26 protein-coding genes are annotated in these 21070 nt (G+C 66.4%); 16 read left to right on the forward strand and 10 right to left on the reverse strand.

What is annotated here, in order from left to right; genetic code table 11:
* The coding region (locus tag AMD30_RS09355) for a hypothetical protein (protein ID WP_055475444.1) at positions 1–872 on the forward strand (872 nt) is incomplete at its 5' end.
* Between the two features lie 5 nt (positions 873–877).
* On the opposite strand, the gene AMD30_RS09360 is transcribed toward AMD30_RS09355, so the two are convergent.
* The 3 genes from AMD30_RS09360 to AMD30_RS09370 form a co-directional block, all read right to left on the reverse strand.
* Entirely contained in the window at positions 878–1666 is a 789-nt protein-coding gene (locus AMD30_RS09360; RefSeq protein WP_055475445.1) for an HIRAN domain-containing protein, read from the reverse strand.
* Positions 1653–2630: a hypothetical protein gene (locus AMD30_RS09365; protein ID WP_055475521.1), complete on the reverse strand. Its 978-nt coding sequence runs from the start codon at positions 2628–2630 to the stop codon at positions 1653–1655. Before AMD30_RS09365 ends, AMD30_RS09360 begins: the two co-directional genes overlap by 14 nt.
* Before the next feature lie 74 nt (positions 2631–2704).
* Positions 2705–3613 carry a DUF2971 domain-containing protein gene (locus AMD30_RS09370; protein ID WP_156354209.1) on the reverse strand — a complete coding sequence of 303 codons (909 nt, stop codon included), beginning with the start codon at positions 3611–3613 and terminating at the stop codon, positions 2705–2707.
* Positions 3614–3909: 296 nt separating this feature from the next.
* On the opposite strand from AMD30_RS09370, the gene AMD30_RS09375 reads away from it, so the two are divergent.
* From AMD30_RS09375 to AMD30_RS09385, 3 genes are all read left to right on the forward strand, one after another.
* Positions 3910–4389, forward strand: a complete 480-nt coding sequence (locus AMD30_RS09375) for a P27 family phage terminase small subunit (RefSeq protein WP_055475447.1) — start codon at positions 3910–3912, stop codon at positions 4387–4389.
* The gene (locus tag AMD30_RS09380; RefSeq protein WP_055475448.1) at positions 4389–4796 is read left to right on the forward strand and encodes a hypothetical protein; all 408 of its coding nucleotides are present in this window, start codon (positions 4389–4391) and stop codon (positions 4794–4796) included. Before AMD30_RS09375 ends, AMD30_RS09380 begins: the two co-directional genes overlap by 1 nt.
* A 271-nt stretch (positions 4797–5067) precedes the next feature.
* On the forward strand, positions 5068–5634 hold the full coding sequence (locus tag AMD30_RS09385; RefSeq protein WP_055475449.1) for a hypothetical protein: 567 nt from the start codon (positions 5068–5070) through the stop codon (positions 5632–5634).
* A 178-nt stretch (positions 5635–5812) separates the two neighbouring features.
* Here AMD30_RS09385 and AMD30_RS24990 read toward each other — a convergent pair whose 3' ends face one another.
* The 3 genes from AMD30_RS24990 to AMD30_RS09400 all read right to left on the reverse strand — a co-directional run bounded on the left by AMD30_RS24990 (position 5813) and on the right by AMD30_RS09400 (position 7608).
* Positions 5813–5950: a hypothetical protein gene (locus tag AMD30_RS24990; RefSeq protein ID WP_156354211.1), complete on the reverse strand. Its 138-nt coding sequence runs from the start codon at positions 5948–5950 to the stop codon at positions 5813–5815.
* A gap of 544 nt (positions 5951–6494) precedes the next feature.
* Complete coding sequence (locus tag AMD30_RS09395; RefSeq protein WP_055475451.1) at positions 6495–6962, reverse strand: hypothetical protein; 468 nt, start codon at positions 6960–6962, stop codon at positions 6495–6497.
* A complete protein-coding gene (locus AMD30_RS09400) occupies positions 6955–7608 on the reverse strand; it encodes an RNA polymerase sigma factor (RefSeq protein WP_055475452.1) in 654 nt (217 codons plus the stop codon). The genes AMD30_RS09395 and AMD30_RS09400 overlap by 8 nt, the downstream gene beginning before the upstream one ends.
* A 124-nt stretch (positions 7609–7732) precedes the next feature.
* Here AMD30_RS09400 and AMD30_RS09405 point away from each other — a divergent pair, with 124 nt between their 5' ends.
* The 7 genes from AMD30_RS09405 to AMD30_RS09435 all read left to right on the forward strand — a co-directional run bounded on the left by AMD30_RS09405 (position 7733) and on the right by AMD30_RS09435 (position 10723).
* Entirely contained in the window at positions 7733–8242 is a 510-nt protein-coding gene (locus tag AMD30_RS09405; RefSeq protein WP_055475453.1) for an Asp23/Gls24 family envelope stress response protein, read from the forward strand.
* Positions 8242–8580, forward strand: coding sequence for a hypothetical protein (locus tag AMD30_RS09410; RefSeq protein WP_055475454.1), 339 nt, complete (start codon positions 8242–8244; stop codon positions 8578–8580). The genes AMD30_RS09405 and AMD30_RS09410 overlap by 1 nt, the downstream gene beginning before the upstream one ends.
* On the forward strand, positions 8577–8756 hold the full coding sequence (locus tag AMD30_RS09415; RefSeq protein ID WP_004022968.1) for a hypothetical protein: 180 nt from the start codon (positions 8577–8579) through the stop codon (positions 8754–8756). Before AMD30_RS09410 ends, AMD30_RS09415 begins: the two co-directional genes overlap by 4 nt.
* Positions 8749–9303: an Asp23/Gls24 family envelope stress response protein gene (locus AMD30_RS09420; protein ID WP_055475455.1), complete on the forward strand. Its 555-nt coding sequence runs from the start codon at positions 8749–8751 to the stop codon at positions 9301–9303. Before AMD30_RS09415 ends, AMD30_RS09420 begins: the two co-directional genes overlap by 8 nt.
* A complete protein-coding gene (locus AMD30_RS09425) occupies positions 9300–9893 on the forward strand; it encodes a DUF6286 domain-containing protein (RefSeq protein WP_055475456.1) in 594 nt (197 codons plus the stop codon). The genes AMD30_RS09420 and AMD30_RS09425 overlap by 4 nt, the downstream gene beginning before the upstream one ends.
* Positions 9890–10438 (forward strand): hypothetical protein, encoded by a 549-nt coding sequence (locus AMD30_RS09430; RefSeq protein ID WP_055475457.1) that lies wholly within the window; start codon positions 9890–9892, stop codon positions 10436–10438. The genes AMD30_RS09425 and AMD30_RS09430 overlap by 4 nt, the downstream gene beginning before the upstream one ends.
* An 87-nt stretch (positions 10439–10525) precedes the next feature.
* Positions 10526–10723 carry a CsbD family protein gene (locus tag AMD30_RS09435; RefSeq protein WP_010841182.1) on the forward strand — a complete coding sequence of 66 codons (198 nt, stop codon included), beginning with the start codon at positions 10526–10528 and terminating at the stop codon, positions 10721–10723.
* Between the two features lie 84 nt (positions 10724–10807).
* Here AMD30_RS09435 and AMD30_RS09440 read toward each other — a convergent pair whose 3' ends face one another.
* The 4 genes from AMD30_RS09440 to AMD30_RS09455 all read right to left on the reverse strand — a co-directional run bounded on the left by AMD30_RS09440 (position 10808) and on the right by AMD30_RS09455 (position 13878).
* Positions 10808–12013: an RtcB family protein gene (locus AMD30_RS09440; RefSeq protein WP_055475458.1), complete on the reverse strand. Its 1206-nt coding sequence runs from the start codon at positions 12011–12013 to the stop codon at positions 10808–10810.
* A gap of 129 nt (positions 12014–12142) precedes the next feature.
* A complete protein-coding gene (locus AMD30_RS09445; protein ID WP_014927376.1) occupies positions 12143–12625 on the reverse strand; it encodes a peroxiredoxin in 483 nt (160 codons plus the stop codon).
* Positions 12622–13044 (reverse strand): DUF3052 domain-containing protein, encoded by a 423-nt coding sequence (locus AMD30_RS09450; protein ID WP_055475459.1) that lies wholly within the window; start codon positions 13042–13044, stop codon positions 12622–12624. Before AMD30_RS09450 ends, AMD30_RS09445 begins: the two co-directional genes overlap by 4 nt.
* A 216-nt stretch (positions 13045–13260) precedes the next feature.
* Complete coding sequence (locus AMD30_RS09455) at positions 13261–13878, reverse strand: hypothetical protein (RefSeq protein ID WP_081637169.1); 618 nt, start codon at positions 13876–13878, stop codon at positions 13261–13263.
* A 152-nt stretch (positions 13879–14030) separates the two neighbouring features.
* On the opposite strand from AMD30_RS09455, the gene aceE reads away from it, so the two are divergent.
* The 5 genes from aceE to AMD30_RS09480 all read left to right on the forward strand — a co-directional run bounded on the left by aceE (position 14031) and on the right by AMD30_RS09480 (position 21067).
* Complete coding sequence (gene aceE, locus AMD30_RS09460; protein WP_442902690.1) at positions 14031–16913, forward strand: pyruvate dehydrogenase (acetyl-transferring), homodimeric type; 2883 nt, start codon at positions 14031–14033, stop codon at positions 16911–16913.
* A 76-nt stretch (positions 16914–16989) separates the two neighbouring features.
* The gene (locus tag AMD30_RS09465) at positions 16990–18261 is read left to right on the forward strand and encodes a PucR family transcriptional regulator (RefSeq protein ID WP_014927379.1); all 1272 of its coding nucleotides are present in this window, start codon (positions 16990–16992) and stop codon (positions 18259–18261) included.
* Positions 18262–18456: 195 nt separating this feature from the next.
* Positions 18457–19365 (forward strand): ACP S-malonyltransferase, encoded by a 909-nt coding sequence (locus AMD30_RS09470; protein WP_010841189.1) that lies wholly within the window; start codon positions 18457–18459, stop codon positions 19363–19365.
* A gap of 131 nt (positions 19366–19496) precedes the next feature.
* Positions 19497–19799: a meromycolate extension acyl carrier protein AcpM gene (acpM, locus tag AMD30_RS09475; RefSeq protein WP_010841190.1), complete on the forward strand. Its 303-nt coding sequence runs from the start codon at positions 19497–19499 to the stop codon at positions 19797–19799.
* Positions 19799–21067 carry a KasA/KasB family beta-ketoacyl-ACP synthase gene (locus tag AMD30_RS09480; protein ID WP_010841191.1) on the forward strand — a complete coding sequence of 423 codons (1269 nt, stop codon included), beginning with the start codon at positions 19799–19801 and terminating at the stop codon, positions 21065–21067. The genes acpM and AMD30_RS09480 overlap by 1 nt, the downstream gene beginning before the upstream one ends.
* Positions 21068–21070: the final 3 nt, after the last annotated feature.

Genomic DNA, 21070 nt, shown 5'->3' on the forward strand with positions numbered 1-21070 from the left:
CCACTACTTGGGACTTGACCCTGTCGTCTGCGCACTACTACGAGACTCAGCGCCGCGGGACAGGGCGCAGCCGTCGTGAACTCGGCGAGACCATGGCCGAACTAACCAAGTTTCACGCAATCGCCCCGGTTCAGAAGATTGTCCCGGCCGAGATTCGGGAGTACCTCACCGGCGAGCCCCTGCGATCACAGATCAACATCTTCGGGGTCGGATTCAAGCACGCTTTCGACGCCGACCTAGATCTAGTCGCAGGCTTCAAGGTGACCAACGAGGAAACGTTGCCGCCCGCCATACGGGCAAAGGTCAAGGCACTCATCCGCAACAAGGCCGAAGAGTTCATCTTGGCCGCGCCCGAAGATGCACCCGAGGCTGCCCGCGAGATGCTCGAAACAGCCTCGCAGATACATTCCAGCTCGCAGCTCTTCGCGGACGGTCAAACCAAACTGAGCAGGGCCGTTGTCGAACAAAAGCTGGGAGGCCGCCTCGGCGACGTGGCGGTCATGTCGGAACTCGCGGACGTTATCGACCCGCTGATGTCCGAGTGTGACCGCAGCGGAGTCGACCTCAACGATCTGATCGCCAGCAAGCATGCGCAATACGATCTTCTGAAGGGCATCCCCAGCCGGTGGGTGATGAGCGAACTACGGCGGGTTCGTCTGCGCAACCCTCAACAACCTTGGACGCGGAACGACCTCAACGATCTATCGTTCCTGTCGATTGCGATTCCCTATTGCGACGTTGTGGTCACCGAGCGTCAATGGGCTAGGCACATCGACCAGTTAGGCCTGGCAGAACTACACGGCACCACGGTCTTGCATGATCTGACATCCCTAACGGACGTGATAGTGGACGCGTCGAGGAACGACGTTTAGGTCGATTAGCCGTCGTGGCGTGCCGGGCACCATTCGGCGCGATCGAACACATACTCGTCACAACGTCCTTCGAGACGAAGCAGTAACCGCAAGTGCGAGTGGGTCTCTGGTGGGTTCGCCCGCACCACCGTCAGGGTGTGGTCGTCACACTCGATGACCGAGTGAACGTAGTCGAGCAGCGGGCTCGGCACATACCCGAGGTGCATCGTTCCGTCCATGATTTGGACCGCACGCGGGTCATGCTCGTTTGCCGGTTCGGGCAAGAGGGTCAGCCGATGACCGGCCGCGAGGCCGGTGATGTGCGCGCTCGTGTGCTCCCCGCGGTGCCTGACGCCGTGAGCGAGGAAGTGAGCCGACGTCACCCCGGTGTCGCCGTCATAGCGTGGCAGCGAGATCAGCTCGATCGGGTCGCCCTCGCGGTGACCGCCAGAAGCCGACAAGATCTCCCATGCATCGGCGTCTGAATCGAGATCGAGCGTAGCGAGATACTGAGGCCGATCGGGACGCTTGGCGCTGATGACGCGTTCGGCAAACGATGGGAACAACCGTGGCGACGAATAGCGCCGGTGGACATCGCGGAAGCCGATGATCGGGACGAACCCCGCTTGCTCGGCAGACGCCGCGAGGTAGCTGAACTCGTAGGTGTCGCCGTCGTCGCGGCGGACCCTATCGAGGTAACCGATCGCTCGATATGTGCCGTCGTACACCCCTCGGCGGGTCACGATCAACCGCGACGCCGCCGACTGATCATCGGCATAGGCCGATGACAGGTCCAGCAGATCAGTGGAGAGCATCGCACAGTCGCTTTCGGTTCGTGGTGACTACGGTCTGCACAAACGTACGGGTCTGGTCGGACATATCTGGGATTCGCCTGATGACAGAGTCGCATATCGCGAGGTCAACGGCAGTGATTTGCGTTACCCAGTGTGTCCGCGCGGTCGGTGAGCACAGCGACAACGCCTCAACCGCCAGGTCGACCAAGTCCCGAGGTTCACCGCCGTAGAACCGCTTCGATTTGCCCTTTGCGCACCATTGAGCGACGGAATCGTCGACCACGCATTTTGTGCGGTTTGCTTCTGCCATCACTCCACCAAGCGCCGACCCATGATCGAAGCTCGGACCAAGGTAAGTCGCGCCCGAGGTCGGATTTTGCACAACACCCCAGTTGTGGGCGTGCCGGTCGGTGTTCGCGATCCACGCGTCGAGCATCAGGTATCCGGCCCACACATCGAACGCGGGCCAGTCGACGAATCGGGTACCGATCGGACCGGTGACCCCGCCGTCTGTGAGGACGTCTCGCACTGCGGTCAACGTGTGGCCAACGCACGTGTCGGCATCAAACGCGGCGTCGACCTCAGCGACCAACGACCCGCCCGCGGACCAGGGCCACCTCTGCGATCGCTTGGTTTCCGAAACCTCGGGCCGCATGTCCCGACTCATCGACCCCAACACTCGGTGTTCATCGGGCGGGGTGACTGTTGCCAATTCTGTCTCGGCCGCAGGCAGGTCGACCAACAGCGCGAGTTCATAGCTCACCTTCTCTGCCCAGTCCTCGCCCGAGATCAGGACATCCGGACTATCACCCTGCACCTGGCGTGCCTTCGACAACTTCAGCGTCTTTTCGGTCCGGGGTTTGAACAGCCAGTGCCCGGCGTACTGCGAGGACTCCGGGCCGTGGAACCATCGTTTGCGCTCGTCACCGCCCGGTTCAGAAGCTCCGCGAACCCATCCGTCGTCAAGGTCGACAACTTCGAACATCGCGGTCACCCAGAGACACTATGTCGGCTCCCGCCAGGATGGCCGTCGACACCCCGGCACCTATGTCAACTTTGCTAGCCGCGGTAGGGAATCTCAGACCTCAGCACACTGAACTGACCGGTTGGGTGACCGCCCCACCACCTGGTGGCGACCGCGTAGCTCTCCAACGATGTCGCCTGAAGGTCCGCATATGTGTTTGGTCCGACGGTGACCGACCGGACCAATTGTCGCTGAAGCGGAACATGAGCCCGCGGAACCATGCCGAAGCGACCGGGAGTGTGTGCGTCTGCGGCGCCACCAAGCAGAACACGGACTTCCCGTTCCTCGGCAAAAGCAGGGTCCTTGTGGAAGACGGCCTCCAGTGCTACGCCCATTCCCCAATCGTTGCGATGACCTGTGCGGGAACTCGAACCCACGAGCCCGTGTTCGATATCTTCGGTGGCCGCTGCGAGGACACGGCCTCGAATGAATGCCTTTAGATCCGCAAAACCCGAGTCACCGTAAGAAACTCGCCTCATGTCAGTCGCGAGCGGGGCATCGGCGCTACTGCCCGTATTGGGAGTCGAGCGTAGATAGGTGAACAGCTCGGCAGTGTCGAACGCCAGGCAGTAACCTTCTCGCGCGTACGCGCGCCACTGGCTGAGTTGATCGCGCGACTCTGAGAAGCAGACCGCAAAGTACTCCATCGCGAGTGGCGCATAGTCCCCCCGGAACATCCGCGTCGTTCCGTGGAGATCGGTAAGCGAGTCCACCGCCGCGGCGATTAGCGGATCACCTGATTTCGCCTCTGCTTGCAGCTCCGAACCGCATTCGTCGAATGCCCTGTCAAGAAGCCCTTCACCGAAACGTTGTTCAGACAGGTCGTTCATGAACCTGATATCAGTGCCTCGCAGGTTCTCGCCGCCGATGATGCCTTCGACACCGTATATGTCGGTGTAGTGGTACAGAACTGGCCCGAACTCGGGCATAGCGGGCACCGTCACAGTGGTCCTCCATAAGCTCGGCCTGGCTTCGCGGAAGATCAGCCGACAGGCGGGTCGCACCGGTCGCCGTCGTGTCGCTTGGTCGGCATCCTCGCATCCCCCGCGAGCCCGATGTGGATGACTCGCCGAGTTGTGACCCGCAGCACTCCCGATGAATCGTCGCCGACACCTTCCCCGGTGAATCGAGCCGACAAATGGTGTGGTCTAGTTTTCGAGTTGATCGGCAACCATACGCGTTGTACGCCAGCCCCTTTCACTCCGAACTACCTTTTGACAGACCGTGCAATCATCGAAGCATGATCGCGCAGAACGCAGCCTCGCCTAGAAAGACCGCCTCGAAGGCCAAGCCCGCGGGGGTCGACATGTCCGCCGGTGCGCTGCGCCAGTTCTACGTCGACGAAGCCGTCCGATTGGGCCTGGTGCTCGATCACGCCGACGAGATCCTGATCGAGAACGCCTGCGCCACGATCGCCACCATCACCGCGTTGCAGCGCTCGATCGACAGTAACGGCGCCGTCATCGTGTCTCCCACCGGCGGGGTCAAGAACAACCCGGCGACAACCGAGATCCGCCAACAGCGGCTCGCGCTCGCCAAGTTGCAGCAACTCGTCGAACACCGGTTCACGACCGCAGCCAACGCGGGCAAGCTGACCTCTCGGGGTACGCCGCCCGGGGCTCTTCGCGGACCGTATGCCGGGGACGGCGGCGAGCGCGGCCAGGCCGACCGCCGCAACGCCGCCGTTCGTCGGCCGTCGCGCACCCGGAAGGCTCGGTAGTGGCGCGCCTCGCAGGTGCGGGGGAGCTAGCGGGCACGACCGGGCTCGCACTCACTCCCGCCGCGGTTCCCGACAGGTTCCTGCCCACCTCGACGTTCTACCTCGACCAGATCGGCGACGGCGAGGGCAACCCCGTCACCGACGAAGAGTTCCGCGCAGCCTACGACGGCATGACTGCCGCCGAGGTAGCGCAGGGCTACCCCGACAACCCGTTCCGCGATCCCAACGCACCGACACCCACCCCTCGGACCCACGACGCTTGGCCGCATTGGCGCACAACCCTCGCCCACGAGCGGCGCCGCGACGGGTTCTACGCGTGGTGCGCGGACCGGAACCTACTCGGCGACGACGGGCGACCCCCTCGCGAGTTTGCCGAGGCATTCCGCCTGGGGGTGGTGCCCGGATGACGACACTCACGGTTCCGGCCCATTGCCGCCGCTTCGGGCACGAACTCATCCCACGCACAACGCATGTTCACCTCGCCGGTGCGACACCGGCGGGGTGGGAGTGCTTGCGCTGCCTGCGGATCGCCTTGCACTGTGCTCACTGGGGTGCCGACGTCGAGACCCCGCGGGCGAGCTACTCGACGAAACCGCGTTTTCACGACAGCAGACAGGCGGCAGGTTCCACCGTCGCGGCGCCGCGTGGCCGCACGAGCACGGCGCTTGGTGGTCACGGGTGGCGTTCGCGAGCGGGTGGCAGTTCACCGACCCGGACCCAACACCCGAGCTTCGCGATCAGCGTGAAGCAGCAAGCCGGGGCGAACGGAAACGGGTCGAGACCGAGCACCGGGCCGCAATTGCGCGCGAGCTCGACGAGATCGAACTACGCGACGCCCGGGTGCGCGCTGCGCAGCGACGGCGCGACGCCGAAGCGTCGACGGCCGCGATCCGGGCCCGCGATGTCGGCCGCGAGGGGTGGGGTCGCGCGCTGATCGCGCTTCGGTTGTTCGGCCGTGAGGTCGTCGCGGTCGAGGTTGTCGCCGGTGACGAGGAGGACGGCGACACCCTCGACTACGAACGCGGCAGCGACACCGAGCGGGCCGACCTCGCCGCATGGCGAGACGCGCACGACGAGGACGCCGAGCCGCCGCCGGTGATCCTTGCCGGACTCCACCGCGCATCGCGGCGCAAGCGGGCCGAAATCGTCCGTATCGGGACCAAGAACCACACCGACCCCGCGTTCCGCGCTGACGACACTAGGACACGACAGACACGCGAATTTGGGTTCGCCGCAGGCGATTAACAGATGGATAACAGAGATGACCACTCGACCAGACCCAGACACCGCACCGCGGGGTTATGCCGCGTGGATTGCCGAGCAGCGCCAGGACGCTGAACTCCGGCGACAGGACCAGCGCTACGGGTTCTCACGCTACCGACCGCCCGATGACGAGAGCGAGCACCACGGTCGACGGTAAGTGTCAGTCGTTGGCGTCGAACGCAGCGATGATGTGGGCGGTCGGGTTGCTACCGTCCGAGAACTGTTGCACCTTGACGTTCTTCGGTCCCCCGCGGAGGTGCGAGCCCTGCCGACCGATCTTGACCCGACCATCACTCATGCGAACGACCTTCAGGCCATCGGGCCACTCGGTCGTCTGATTGCCTGAGCGGTTGATATACGTACGTGGTTCGCCAAACGGGAGGGTCATCCGCGCATTATCGCGGGCTCGCCGCCGACATGGAAGAAGTCCCGAGAATCTGGAAGCCCCACCCCGGAGGCCCGCAAGGTATCGAGGGTGGGGCTGACGCGCCCGGCCGCTGATGCCGGGGAGGTATCGAAGGACCCGAGCGCGCTAGGCCGAGCTTATGACCAGCGCCGACCGGTTGTCCAAAGTCGCGTTCTCAGTCCGCAGCCAGTCCGCAACCAGTCCGCAGAAGGCGACGCAAGGCAAAGTAGACGCCGGTAAAGAACCAGGTCGAAAATCGCCACTACCTGCGCATACAGGGTAATTCTAGGCAAAGGTCGGTAAACCCCGGTAAGGCCTGTTTTCGCAGATAGCGCAACTTACACACCAGCGGTCAGGGGTTCGAATCCCTTTGCGCGCACCACCCCGATCCCATAGCCCCAACCCGCGCCCAGCGCGGCTTCGAGTTATGAAATCGCTAGCGGCTGAGCCACTCTCGCGTGTACACGTCCTGCCAGCGCACCGAGATGTTTCGTCGGGCGGCGGCGCTGGTCTCGGTGCCGAGAGTCTCGATCAGAACCTCGTCGACGATGTCGCGCACGTCGTCGGACAGCGCGGGGAGGTCGTCGGCGTAACGGGCGATGAGGCCGACGCGCACGCCGTCGACGGTGTCGCCGGCCCCGTCCACCGACACGAAGACCGTCAGTCGTCCGAGTTCGCGTCGGGTGCGGACGGCGATCAATTGTTTGACGACACGGTCGCTGGTGGTGATGCGGAGCCCGTCGGTGGCCAGGGTTCGGGCCGGCCGCCGGATGCGTTGGAGGCTTCCCGAAATCGAGGAGATCAGGCGGTCGACGTCGTTCGCGGGCTCGTCGGCCAGCCGCTGCGTGGCCTCGACCAGCCACGCGTCGGCGATGTCAGCGTCGCGGATGTGCTTGTCAGGCACGGTCCTCGCCTCCCTCCGCGTCGCCGACGATCGTCGTGGCCGTCGGTGTGGTTGTCGGTTTACCAGGGTTCCACGGTGCCAAACGGGTCAACAGGAACTTCCGGCTGCGCTGGAGGTGGCCGCGCACCGATCCGGTGGTGATGCGCAACACCTGTCCGATTTCTTCGAGGGTAAGCCCCTCGACTTCCTTGAGCCACCACGCGGCGCGCGACGTCGCGGGCAGATTGTCCAATTCGGCGCGCAGGGCGTCGATCAGCAGACTCCGCTCCGCCATGTCGGAGGGCAACGGTCCGGCGGCCTCGAGTTCGGCGAACCGTTCGTCGTCGAACGGTACATCGCGCCTGCGCCGGTGGTAATCGACCGCCTTCCGGTGCGCGATGGCGAACATCCAGGTACGAAAGCTGCTTCGGAATGCGAAGTCGGGCAGCCCTTTCCACGCATCGAGCAACGTCTCCTGGGTGAGGTCCTCGGCAGTCTGCTGCCCGTCGACCATCCGCAGCATGTACCGCAGCAGACCCGGCGTCACGCGTCGGACGAGGACGTCGAATGCCTCGGTGTCGCCGACAGCGGCCGCGCCCGCGAGTTCGTCATCGCCGAGCTCGGACAGGTCGAGCGACTGTCTGTGAGCCGAATCACTGGGTCCCATGCGTGCAACTCCCCCCGTCCGTCCCGACTGACCTTACAGACGGATCGTGAACAGCCTTTGCGATAGCGCATCATCCGAAGGCGGTCCGTCTACGAAGAAGACACGACGACCGAAGGAGTTCGACATGTCCGCAAGCGCCACCCCGACCAAGGACGCCACGAAGGACGACGCCGCCCCCCTCGGCGCGTCGAGCACCGGCGCCGCCGACGCCGCCACGGGTCGTGCTATCGCCCGCCGTGATTCGTCGGGCGATCGGGGACGCACCTCCATCGCCGACATCGTCGTCGCGAAGGTCGCCGGCATCGCCGCGCGGGAGATCGACGGCGTCCACGATCTGGGCGGCACCACCGAACGCGTGGTCGGCCGGGTTCGCGACGTCCTGCCGGGCACGACGGTGAGTACCACCCAGGGCATCGAGGTCGAGGTCGGCGAGCGCCAGGCCGCCGTCGACGTCTCCATCGTGGCCGAGTACGGCGTCGCGATCCATCAACTGGCAGCTGCCATCCGACGCAACGTGATCACCGCGATCGAGCAGATGACCGGTCTCGAGGTCACCGAGGTCAATGTCACCGTGCACGACATCGCGTTCGGCGACGACGAGCAGGAATCGAACACCACCCCGCGGGTCCAGTGATGACGTCGGACCTCCCGGCGGCGCGGACGGATGACGGCGGCTCACTGGCAGATCGCCTCGCCGCCGCCGTGCTCTCCGTACCGGGCGTGCACGACCTGCACAGCGGTCTGTTCGGGGAGATCGCCACCTACCTGCCCGGACATCGGGTCTCGGGCGTGTCCCTCGCCGACGACAGCGGTGAGATCCACATCGTGGTCGACGCCGCGCACGACTTGCAGGGCGTCGCCGCACAGGTCCGCGACATCGCCGAAACGCTCGCCGCGAGACCGATCTCGGTGACCGTGGCCGACATCAGTGTCAGCTCGAAGCCGAGTCCGCATGAAGGAGAAGCGAAATGAACAACGCAGTGGTGGGTCTGTTCGTCGGCCTGCTCCTCGCACTGGCCGCCGTCGCCGGTGGACTGGCGGGCTTCCTGCTGGCCGTCGTGCTCGGCGCCGCGGGACTCGTCCTGGGGCTCAACCGTGACGGCGCCATCGACCTGGGTGCCCTCCTGCGGAGCCGGGGTCGTGGCTGAGCACACCGGCGGGCCGGTGACGGGTGGCGTCCCCTCCGGGGACGACTCGCCGCCCGGGACACTCACCGTCGCCGACCGCGTCCTCGAGAAGATCGCGGCCCGGGCGGCCCTCGACATCCCGGGCGTCGTCCGTCATCGCGGCGGCGTCGGCTCGGTCCTGGGGGCGATCGGCGAGAGGTCCGCCCTACCTGACGCGACCGTTCATGCGGGCGGCACCCGGATCACGGTGTCCCTCGCCCTCGAGTGGCCGTGTGCAGTCGCCGAGGTGTCCCGTCGCACGCGCGACCACGTCACCGCGGAGGTCGAACGCCTCGCCGGGATCGCACCGACACGCGTCGACGTGACGGTGTCCAAATTCGAGCCACGACAGGCGATCCGGCGACGCCAACGCGGTTACGTCGACCTGCCACCGGTCGGCGACGACCCCCACATCGAGGCCCCGCGCACGGACCGCGTCCCGTCGGACGGGCCGGACCCACAGCGCCCGCAGCACGACACCGCGACGCTCACCTCGACCATCACCACCGACCCGGGGGTACGACGATGACGCAGACCGCACTCGATCCGGATACCGCACGTCTCGGGAGCGGGCGGAACACCGGTTCGGAACACGTCTTTCCGCCCGCGGCCCTTCCGGGCGCCGCGATCGCCGGCGCCGCACTCGGGCTCGGGTTCATCGCGCTCGGCGCGGTGGCCGTGCGCGACATCGCCGTCCGCGCGAACTGGCTCGACGGACGCGAGTGGTCGGTCACGGCCGCCGAATGGATCTCGGACCTGCAGTGGCAGAACTGGATGTGGCCCGCCGCGGTCGGAGCCGTCGTGCTGGGTCTGATCCTGTTGTGGGTCGCGGTCAAACCACGGCGCAGGACACATCTCGCCCTCGCCGGCGACGGGATGTGGACCCGCCCCGGGGACGTCGCGCGGCGGTGCAGTGCTGCCGTCTCCGACCTACCCGGCGTACTCGACGCCGACACGGTGGTGACCCGGCGAAAGATCCGGTGCACGGTGGCGGTCCGGCCACAGGGTGTCGACCGCCAGCTGATCGAAGACACCGTCGCTCACACGGCCGCCGAAGTACGGTCGTCCCCCAAGGTCGTCGTGCGGTTGCGCGTGCAAGGAACGAGGAGCGTCCGATGAATCGTCTTCCCGCCATCGCACATCGACTGTCGGTCGGGCTCGTGGCCGTGCTGCTCATCGTCGTCGGTGCGGCGGCCATGGCCTGGCGGGTCGGCATCGAGCCGGTGGCCGGATGGGTGGAACGTCTCGACGAGCGCGCCGCTCTCGATGCGGCACAGGCGTCCTGGTGGATCTGGGCGCTGGCCGGTCTCACCGTGATCGCGGTCGGCTGGGGTCTGCTGTTGCTGGCCACCATCATCAGGCCACGCGCCGTCGACGACGCCGTGCTCGACGGCTCCGATCAGACCGGAACGCTCACCGTCGCACCGAAACTGATCGCGAACGCGGCCGCGGCGGAACTGGCCGGCAACCCGTTGTTCCAGAAGGTGTCCGCGAAGGCGATCGACGACCGGTCGCGCAGCATCATCCGGCTCGAGGTGTCGGCGAGGCCGAACCGGAGCTTCGACGAGGTCACCGCACCGGTCGCCGACACCGTCACCGCGATCCGGACCGCGCTGGGCGACTCCGGAGTACACGTGCAGGCCTTCGTCCACCTCGATCGGTGAACAGGCAGACACCCGCATCGACCGACGACCTCACCCGAGGTTGTCGTCGAACACATGAATGAACACATGAGATGAAGGAGAAGAGAAATGGGATTCAGCGACAAGGTCAGCAACAAGGCCGAGGACCTCTCGGGCAAGGCCAAGGAGACCGCCGGCGATGTGACCGGTGACGACCAGCTCAAGAGCGAGGGCAAGGGCGATCAGCTCTCCGCGGCCGTCAAGGACGGCGTGGAGAGCGTGAAGGACGCCGCGTCGAACATCAAGGACAAGCTGTCCGGCAACTGAAATCTCTGCCAGCTCGACAGACGAATCCCGAAGGTGCTCAGCACCTTCGGGATTCGTCTCGTTCTCATGGCCGAACGCGGCCGGTCACGTCCCCTTGACGTTGAGGATCTGCCGCAGGGTGTGCTCGATGTCCACCAGGTCCACGGCGTCGGCCATCACCTGATCGATGTCCTTGTAGGCGTCGGGGATCTCGTCGACCCACTCGTCGCCGTGCCGGTACTCGATTCCCGTCATCCGGGCCGCGAGATCCTCGGCGGTGAACCGCCTCCGCGCCTCGCTGCGGGAGTACCGCCGACCGGCACCGTGCGGCGCCGAGCACAGGCCTGCCGGATTGCCCTTGCCGCGCACGACGTACGACCGCGTGCCCATCGACCCCGGGATGACGCCCCGGACGCCCTCATGGGCGTCGATCGCACCCTTCCGGGTCAGCCAGACGTCCTTACCCGCGTGCGTTTCCCGCACCGTGTAGTTGTGGTGGCAATTGATCCGGTCCACTTCCAGCGACTCCGCCCCGGCATCGCGGTCACCGGAGACGTTGTCGCCGAACCACTCGGCGAACACCGCGACGAATCGATCCATCATCTCCGCGCGGTTCTCGAACGCGAACCGCTGAGCCCAGGACAGATCCCGCAGGTACGCCGTGAGCTCCGGCGTTCCCTGCGGCAGGTACGCGAGGTCGGCGTTGGGCAGCTTGATCCACCACTGGCGGCACAGCCGCTGAGCGATCTTGATGTGCTTCTGGGCGATCTTGTTGCCGACGCCGCGCGAACCCGAATGGAGGAACAGCCACACCACGTCCCGCTCGTCGAGGCACAGTTCGATGAAGTGGTTGCCGCCGCCGAGCGATCCGAGCTGTTCCCGCCACTTCGGCGAATGTGAGAGGTCCACACCGTCGTTCGTCGCCTGCTCGTCGAGCGAGTCGATCCGGGCCCGCGTGAAACCGAACCGGTCCAGACCGCGGTTGTAGTTGCCGGGCGACAGTGGGATCGCATCCTCGATCTTCCCTCGCAGTCGGCCGAGGTCCATTCCGTCGATGTCCGCGGCGCGCAGTCGCGTCTGCACCGCGATCATGCCGCAGCCGATGTCGACGCCGACGGCCGCGGGGATCACCGCACCGGTCGTCGGGATGACCGTGCCCACCGCAGAACCCTTCCCGAAGTGGGCATCGGGCATGAGGGCGATGTGCGGGTGCACGAACGGCATTCGGGCGGTCTCGGCCGCCTGGTTCAGAGTGTTGTCGTCCACGTGCGATGCGTAGTTCAGCACCTTGGGCGACGACTTGGTCGGCATGGAGGATCGTCCTTTCGTGAGCGCCCGGGTCGACGGGCTCTCACATCACACCGTCGAATCCTCCGGGCGGCAAACGGTTTTCTCCTGCCATGTCGCTCGGCACTCTGATCCGAGGACGGCCGGACCCGATCAGCCGATGACGCCGAGAGCCTTGTCCCAGACCGCGTTCTCGCGTACCTCACCCGGGCCGACCATGTCGGCGAAGACGATCGTGCCGTCTCGATCGACGAGGAAGGTGCCGCGGTTGGCGTAACCACGGTCTTCGTTGAACACGCCGTAGGCGCGCGCGGTGTCACCATGCGGCCAGAAGTCCGACAGCAGGGGGAACAGGAATCCCTGCGCCGCCGACCACACCTTGTGTGTGGGCGAGGGGCCGACCGACACGGTCACCGTCGTCACGTCGTCGTTCTCGAAGCGCGGTTGCTGGTCGCGGATGTAGCCCAGCTCGCCCTGGCAAGTGCCGGTGAATGCGAGCGGAAAGAACACGACGAGCACATTGCGGTCGGCTCGTAGCGTCGAGAGCGACACGAGCTGGTTGTTCTGGTCGCGAAGGGCGAAGTCCGGTGCCCGATCGCCGACGGTCAGGGGCGCAGAAGGCAGCGCACCGCTCATGCTTTCTTGCCCGCGCGGGCCTTGGGCTGGACGAGTCGGGCCGCCGACCAGTCGCCGAGGCTGATGGCCGAGGTCTGGGTCAGGCCCGCGGTCGGGGCCGCCTCGGCGATCTCACTCGGGTCGACATAGCCGGACTTGCCGGTCTTCGGCGAGAGCACCCACACGAAGCCGTCTTCGGCGAGCGGGCCGATCGCGTCCATCAGGGCGTCGACGAGGTCACCGTCACCGTCGCGCCACCAGAGGACCACGACGTCGATGACGTCATCAGCATCCTCGTCGACCATCTCGGCGTCGATCGCGTCCTCGATGTCAGCGCGCAGTTCGTCGTCGGTGTCCTCGTCCCAGCCGAGTTCCTGCACGACCAAGCCTGCGGTCAAGCCCAGTTTCTGGGCGTTGTTACCGTCTGTGGCGGCTACCACCGCGCGTGACCTCCTGAAGATGTGTGGATCGTTGTGTGCGTCGTCTGTGCCGAATCAGCGTACGTTCTCGCACGCTGTTCGCCTGTCAGCATAGGCAACAGCCTAAAGCCTCACATTGCAAGCCGAACGCCGTCATGGATTTCGGGCGTTTCGCGATCGCCTGTGCACAACCGGTACCCCGGGTGCCACGATCCCAATCATCGCGGGGCGGCGACGCTACCCGCCGGGACGGTCCGACGTCGTCGACGGGACGGACGGGCGCGGGGTGGCCGAGGAGGCCGCCGGAAGCGGCGTGTAACCACCGCACACGTCGAGCAGCCGCTGCTTGTCGCGGGACCACTGACCCGACACCGGGTTGAGGCCGGCACTCAGTTCACGACGGATCGCGTTCTCCAGCCGTGCGGTCGACTCCAGGAATGTCCGCGCCGGCGTCGAGACGTCCGCGGGCGCGGTCTCGGTGATCTTGGGACGGATCTGATCGGCGCCGGCGATCAGACTGGCCCGTGCCTTCTCGTCGAGATCGCCGACCCCGGGATACGACTGTGCGACGTTCAGACGGGTGACGAAAGCGTTGAACCCCCGGACCATCACGACCATCGACGCCATCGACTCGCGGCACAGCTCGACCCCCTCGGCCCGTACCTCGGCGGCCGCCGAGGCCGACAGCTCGGACCGGTAGACCGCGACCTCGCCCGGCGCCGGGGTGCCCGCGCCACCGACCGTCGAGGCACACGCACCCGACAGCGCCGCCCCGAGGGCGATCGTGGCCGCGGTCGCCGACCGGATGACGCGGCCCCGGCGGCGCCCCACCGTTCCCGCTCCTCGCTCCGGCATCCACTCCCCCTACTGGTCAGTAATAGTTTCTGGACGCTACCGCATCGACGCGATCGCGACAGCCGACACGGATCCACCCGGTGCCAAGCCACCCCACATGGGGCACGATGAGGGGAGGCACCGCACAACATCGGAGCGCGGTGCCCGACGCCATGCAGTCGGACCACCACCCCGAGTCCGGCCTGTCAGAGGGAGTAGGCATCACCGTGACCAACCAGATGGACCATGCGACACAGGACGTCTCGCCGAGCGAACCCGCCGGGAACACCGGCCCCCGCTCGAACGGACGCGCCGCCGGACAACGAGTCCGGGTCATCCGCGAAGGAGTCGCGTCCTATCTGCCCGACATCGACCCAGACGAGACCGACGAATGGCTCGACTCGTTCGACGCCCTCCTCGATGCCGCGGGACCCGGTCGCGCTCGGTACCTGATGCTGCGACTTCTCGAGCGGGCCGGCGAGAAGCGCGTGTCGATCCCCGCACTCACCTCCACCGACTACGTCAACACCATCCCCACCGAGGCCGAGCCCTGGTTCCCCGGCGACGAGGACGTCGAACGCCGCTTCCGTCAGATGATCCGGTGGAACGCCGCGATCATGGTGCATCGCGCCCAGCGGCCGGGTGTCGGTGTGGGCGGCCATATCTCCACCTATGCCTCGTCGGCGTCGCTCTACGAGGTCGGCTTCAACCACTTCTTCCGCGGCAAGGACCACTCCGGCGGCGGCGACCACATCTTCATCCAGGGCCACGCCTCACCGGGCATCTACGCCCGCGCCTACCTCGAGGGCCGGATCGACGAGGCCCGGATGGACGGCTTCCGCCAGGAGCACAGCCACGCCGGCGAGGGCGGCGGCCTGCCGTCGTATCCGCATCCGCGCCTGATGCCCGATTTCTGGGAATTCCCCACCGTCTCCATGGGTCTCGGCCCGATGAACGCCGTCTACCAGGCGCGCTTCAACCACTACCTGCACGACCGCGGGATCAAGGACACCTCCGATCAGCATGTGTGGGCCTTCCTCGGCGACGGCGAGATGGACGAGCCCGAGTCGCGCGGCTTCGCCAGCTTCGCGGCCACCGAGGGTCTCGACAACCTGACCTTCGTCATCAACTGCAACCTGCAGCGTCTCGACGGCCCGGTGCGCGGCAACGGCAAGATCATCCAGGAACTCGAGTCCTTCTTCCGCGGCGCCGGATGGAACGTCATCAAGGTCATCTGGGGCCGTGAGTGGGACTCGCTGCTGCACGCCGACCGCGACGGCGCTCTGGTCAATCTGATGAACACCACACCCGACGGCGACTTCCAGACCTACAAGGCCAACGACGGCGCGTTCGTCCGCGAACACTTCTTCAACCGCGACCCGCGTACGAAGGAACTCGTCAAGGATCTCTCGGACGCCGACATCTGGAACCTCAAGCGGGGCGGTCACGACTACCGCAAGATCCACGCCGCCTACGCCTCGGCGATGACCCACAAGGGACAACCGACCGTCATCCTCGCCCACACCATCAAGGGCTACACGCTGGGCAAGCACTTCGAGGGTCGCAACGCGACGCACCAGATGAAGAAGCTGACGCTCGACGACCTGAAGGCCTTCCGCGACAGCACGCGGATCCCGATCACCGACGAGCAGCTCGAGAAAGACCCGTACCTGCCGCCGTACTACAACCCCGGCAAGGACTCGCCGGAACTCCAGTACATGCTCGACCGGCGCAAGACCCTCGGCGGCTTCCTGCCGAGCCGGCGCACGAAGTCCAAAGTCCTGAAGGCGGACATGAGTTCGGCGCTGAAGGCCACCGCGAAGGGCTCGGGCAAGCAGCAGGTCGCCACCACCATGGCGCTCGTACGTGTCTTCAAGGATTTGTTGCGCGACAAGGAGATCGGCAAGCGCATCGTCCCGATCATCCCCGACGAGGCGCGCACGTTCGGGATGGACTCGTGGTTCCCGACCCTCAAGATCTACAACCGCAACGGGCAGCTCTACACCTCGGTCGACGCCGAACTGATGCTCGCCTACAAGGAGAGCTCGGAGGGCCAGATCCTCCACGAGGGCATCAACGAGGCCGGGTCGGCGGCCAGCTTCGCCGCGGTCGGCACGTCGTACTCGACCCACGACGAGCCGATGATCCCGCTGTACATCTTCTATTCGATGTTCGGTTTCCAGCGCACCGGCGACAGCTTCTGGGCGGCCGCGGACCAGATGGCGCGAGGCTTCGTCATCGGCGCGACCGCGGGGCGCACCACACTGACCGGCGAGGGGCTCCAGCACGCCGACGGGCACTCCCCGTTGCTGGCCGCCACGAACCCCGCGGTCGTCGCCTACGACCCGGCCTTCGCCTACGAGCTCGGCCACATCGTCGAGCGCGGCATCGAGCGCATGTACGGCGACGACCCGGAGAACGTCTTCTACTACCTGACCGTCTACAACGAGCCGATCAGTCAGCCGGCCAAGCCCGAGGGGCTCGATCCGGCCGGCATCGTCAAGGGCGCGTACCGGTTCCAGAAGGCTCCCGAGGGCAAGCAGCATCCGGCCAACATCCTCGTCTCCGGCGTGACCATGCCCGACGCGCTGCGCGCCGCAGACATGCTCGCGGAGGAATGGAACGTCGGCGCCGACGTCTACTCGGTCACCTCGTGGAGCGAACTCGCCCGCGACGGCATCCGCGCCGACCGCGAGGCGGTGCGCGATCCGGGGGCCGAACCGGCCCCGGCCTACCTGACCGAGTTGCTCGCCGACGCCGCCGGCCCGTTCGTCGGAGTCAGCGACTACATGCGTGGCGTCCAGGAGCAGATCCGGGCCTACCTCCCGGGCACCTACCTCACGCTCGGCACGGACGGCTTCGGGTTCTCCGACACCCGTCCGGCGGCGCGCCGGTTCTTCAACGTCGACGCCGAGTCGATCGTGGTCGCCGTGCTCGTCGCGCTCGCCCGGGACGGCAACATCGAGATGTCGGTCGCCAAGCAGGCCGCCGACAAGTACCGGATCGACGATGTCTCGGCCGCGCCCGAGCAGACCAGCGATCCGGGTGTCGCCTGAGCGTCGCGTCGACGGACGCGGCCTCGTCTCGCCCACGGTCGGCGACTCCGGCCGGCCGAGGGTCTAGATTGAGGTCGTGTCCGATGCCAGCGTGAACAGGAAGCCACCGCCGGCTGATGTGTTCGGTGAGCGGGGCGCCCATGTACCGGCCCCCGCCACCGTGCACGACGCGCTCCCGGACACACTGCTCCGGCGGGTCAAGCAGTACAGCGGCCGGCTCGCCACCGAGGCGGTCCACTCGATGCAGGACCAGCTGCCGTACTTCTCCGATCTCGACGCGGCACAGCGCGCGAGTGTGCAACTCGTCGTGCAGACCGCGGTGGTCAATTTCGTCGAGTGGATCCAGGACCCCGAGGGCAACGTGAAGTTCACGGTCCAGGCCTTCCAGGTGGTCCCCCAGGATCTCGCCCGCCGGATCACCCTCCTGCAGACCGTCGAGATGGTCCGCGTGGCGATGGAGTTTTTCGAGAAGTGGCTCCCGCTCCTGGCCCGCAACGACGCCCAGCTCCGCGCGCTCACCGAGTCGGTGCTGCGGTACGGACGGGAGATCGGCTTCGCCGCGGCATCCATCTACGCTTCGGCCGCGGAGTCGCGGGGTGCGTGGGATTCCCGGCTCGAGGCCCTGGTCGTCGACGCGGTCGTCCGCGGGGACACCGGCGCCCAGTTGCTGTCTCGCGCAGCAGCGCTCAACTGGGAATCGGATGCACCCGCCACCGTCATCGTCGGGACCCCGCCGCCGGAACAGAACGTCTCGGTGCCGCTGGCGATCCACAACACGGCCAAGTCCTTCGACCGGTCGGCCCTCTCGGTGGTGCAGGGTTCGGTACTGGTGGCCATCGTGAGCGGTCCGGCCCGTCCGACCGAGAAGTTCGTCGGCGCGCTGCTGTCCCACTTCGCCGATGCCCCGGTCGTCATCGGACCGACGATGCCGAACCTCGGCAGTGCGCACACGAGTGCGACCGAGGCGATGGCCGGAATAGAGGCGGTCGCGGGCTGGCCGAACGCCCCGCGCCCGGTCCACAGTCTCGAACTGCTCCCCGAACGCGCGCTCAACGGCGACGAGTCAGCGATGACCGCTTTGGTGGAATCCCTCGTCCTACCGCTGGCCGAGGGCGGCTCGACGTTGACGACGACGCTCGATGCCTACCTCGACTCCGGCGGCTCGGTGGAGTCGTGCGCTCGGATTCTGTACATACATCCAAATACGGTCCGCTATCGGTTGAAGAAAATTTCAGAAATCACAGGACGTGACCCAACTAACCCTCGCGACGCCTACGTTCTGAGGGTCGCGTCGACGGTGGGTCGACTGACACACTTCCGGCACAAATCGCATTCATCAGCCACATGAGTCACACCGGTTTCATGTCCGATTCACCGTTTGTGCTGATAGGAGCCTTAAGAACACGGTTCGGTAACAAATCTCGGACTGGTGACGAACCAGGTGACCTGTAGGTCACCTTTGTGGGAACCCCACAAAAGGCGGCGACAAGGTTCATGCTTCTCCACACCCACATCCCACGGGCAAAGGGTGTTCTCTGGTCACGTGCTTTCGATGCTTGCCCCCGGACAGGGCTCACAGACACCCGGAATGCTCGTGCCCTGGCTCGAACTGCCGGGCGCGCGTGACCAGCTCGCCACCTGGTCCAAGCTCATCCAGCTGGACCTCGAAGGGCTCGGCACCACCGCCACCGCGGAGGAGATCACCGACACCGCGGTGACCCAGCCGCTCGTCGTGGTCGCGGCGCTGCTGGCCTACGACGAGGTCCGCAAGAACGGCGAGCTGCCTGCCGACGCCGTCGTGGCCGGACACTCGGTGGGTGAACTGGCCGCCGCGGCGATCACCGGTGTGATCTCCGCCGACGAAGCGGTCACGCTCGCCGCGATCCGCGGTGCCGAGATGGCCAAGGCCTGCGCGCTCGAGCCCACGACCATGGCTGCCGTTCTCGGTGGCGACGAGGCCGCGGTGCTCGCGCGCCTCGACGAACTCGACCTCGTCCCGGCCAACCGCAACGCGGCGGGTCAGATCGTCGCCGCCGGCGCGGTCGCCCAGATCGACGAACTCATCGCGTCGCCGCCGGAGAAGGCTCGCATCCGCAAGCTCGCCGTCGCCGGCGCGTTCCACACGCACTTCATGGCTCCGGCCCAAGAGGCCGTCGCCGCTGCCGCGGCACAGATCACCCCGTCCGACCCCGTCCGCACGCTGCTGTCGAACTCCGACGGTCAGCCTGTAACGGACGGCGCCGACGCGCTGACAAAACTGGTGGGACAGGTGACCAGGCCGGTCCGCTGGGATCTCTGCTCGGCGTACCTGCGGGACCACTCGGCCGACGCCGTGGTGGAACTGCCCCCGGCGGGGACGCTGGTGGGTATCGCCAAGCGCGAACTCAAGGGCACTCCCGCGCTGGCGCTCAAGGAGCCCGGCGACATCACGAAGATCACCGAACTTGGATAGAGGTCGCGGGTAGTCCGCGACCCCCGGAACGTCGGCTGTTAGAGCCGGCGTGTCCAAGCGCGCGGACTCTCCTGTCCGTCATGCGCTCCGGAACCATCAAGTCAACGAAGCTAAGGAAAGGGAACGCCACAGTGGCTGCCACCCAGGAACAACTCATTGCCGGCATCGCGGAGATCATCGAAGAAGTCACCGGCATCGAGCCGTCCGAGGTGACCCTCGAGAAGTCGTTCGTCGACGACCTCGACATCGATTCGCTGTCCATGGTCGAGATCGCGGTCCAGACCGAGGACAAGTACGGCGTGAAGATCCCGGACGAGGATCTCGCCGGCCTCCGCACCGTCGGCGACGCCGTCGCCTACATCCAGAAGCTCGAGAACGAGAACCCCGAGGCCGCTGCAGCCATCAAGGCGCAGGTCGAGGCAGACGAGAACTGATGACTCCCTCTTCCCTCCGCGAGTACTCCACGCTGGGTGGGAACTTCCCGAGTGTGGTGGTCACCTCCATGGTGGCCACCACCTCGCTGGGCGGGGACCTCGACTCGACCTGGAAGAACCTGCTGGCCGGCGAATCGGGAATCCGTGAGCTGACCGACGACTTCATCACCAAGTACAACCTCCCGGTGCGCATCGGTGGTCGTCTCCTCCAGGATCCCGCCGAGGAGGTCACGCGCGTCGAATCCCGGCGGATGGCCTACGTCGAGCGCATCGCGCACGTCATGAGCAAGCGCCTCTGGGCCCAGGCCGGCGAACCCGACGTCGACAAGGACCGCCTTGCCGTCGTGATCGGTACCGGTCAGGGCGGCGCCGACGCGATGGTCGACGCGGTCCAGGCCATGGAGACCACCGGGAACTACCGCAAGGTGTCCCCGCTCGCCGTCTCGATGGCGATGCCGAACGGACCGGCGGCCGTCGCGGGACTCAACGTCGGCGCCCGCGCCGGCGTGATCACCCCGGTCTCGGCCTGTTCATCGGGCGCCGAGGCCATCGCACACGCCTGGCGCCACATCGTCATGGGTGACGCCGACATGGTCGTCACCGGCGGCGTCGAGGGTCACATCGACGCGGTGCCGATCGCCGCCTTCTCGATGATGCGTGCGATGAGCACGCGCAACGACGATCCCGCGGCCGCCTCACGGCCGTTCGACAAGGACCGCGACGGGTTCGTCTTCGGCGAGGGCTCGGCGATGCTGATCCTCGAGCGTGAGGATCATGCACGGGCACGCGGCGCGCACATCCACGCCCGCCTCCTCGGCTCCGGCATCACCTCCGACGGATTCCACCTCGTCGCCCCCGACCCCAGTGGACAGGGCAATGCACGGGCGATGACCCGGGCCCTGCAGACCGCCGGTCTGCAGCGCTCCGACATCACCCACATCAACGCGCACGCCACGTCGACCCCCATCGGCGACACCGCCGAGGCCGCGGGCATTCTCGCCGCCATCGGCCAGCACGCGGCGGTGTACGCACCGAAGTCCGCGCTCGGACACTCCATCGGTGCCGTCGGGGCGCTCGAGTCGGTCCTGACCATCAAGAGTGTCGAGGAAGGCGTCATCCCGCCGACCCTCAACCTCGAGAATCTGGACCCGGAATGCGACATCGACGTCGTGCACGGTGAGCCCCGCTACGGGCAGATCGAGTACGCGATCAACAACTCGTTCGGTTTCGGTGGGCACAACGTGGCGCTCGCCTTCGGTCGCTACTGAGCA

It is taken from the genome of Gordonia sp. HS-NH1, assembly GCF_001418765.1.
GTDB lineage: Bacteria > Actinomycetota > Actinomycetes > Mycobacteriales > Mycobacteriaceae > Gordonia.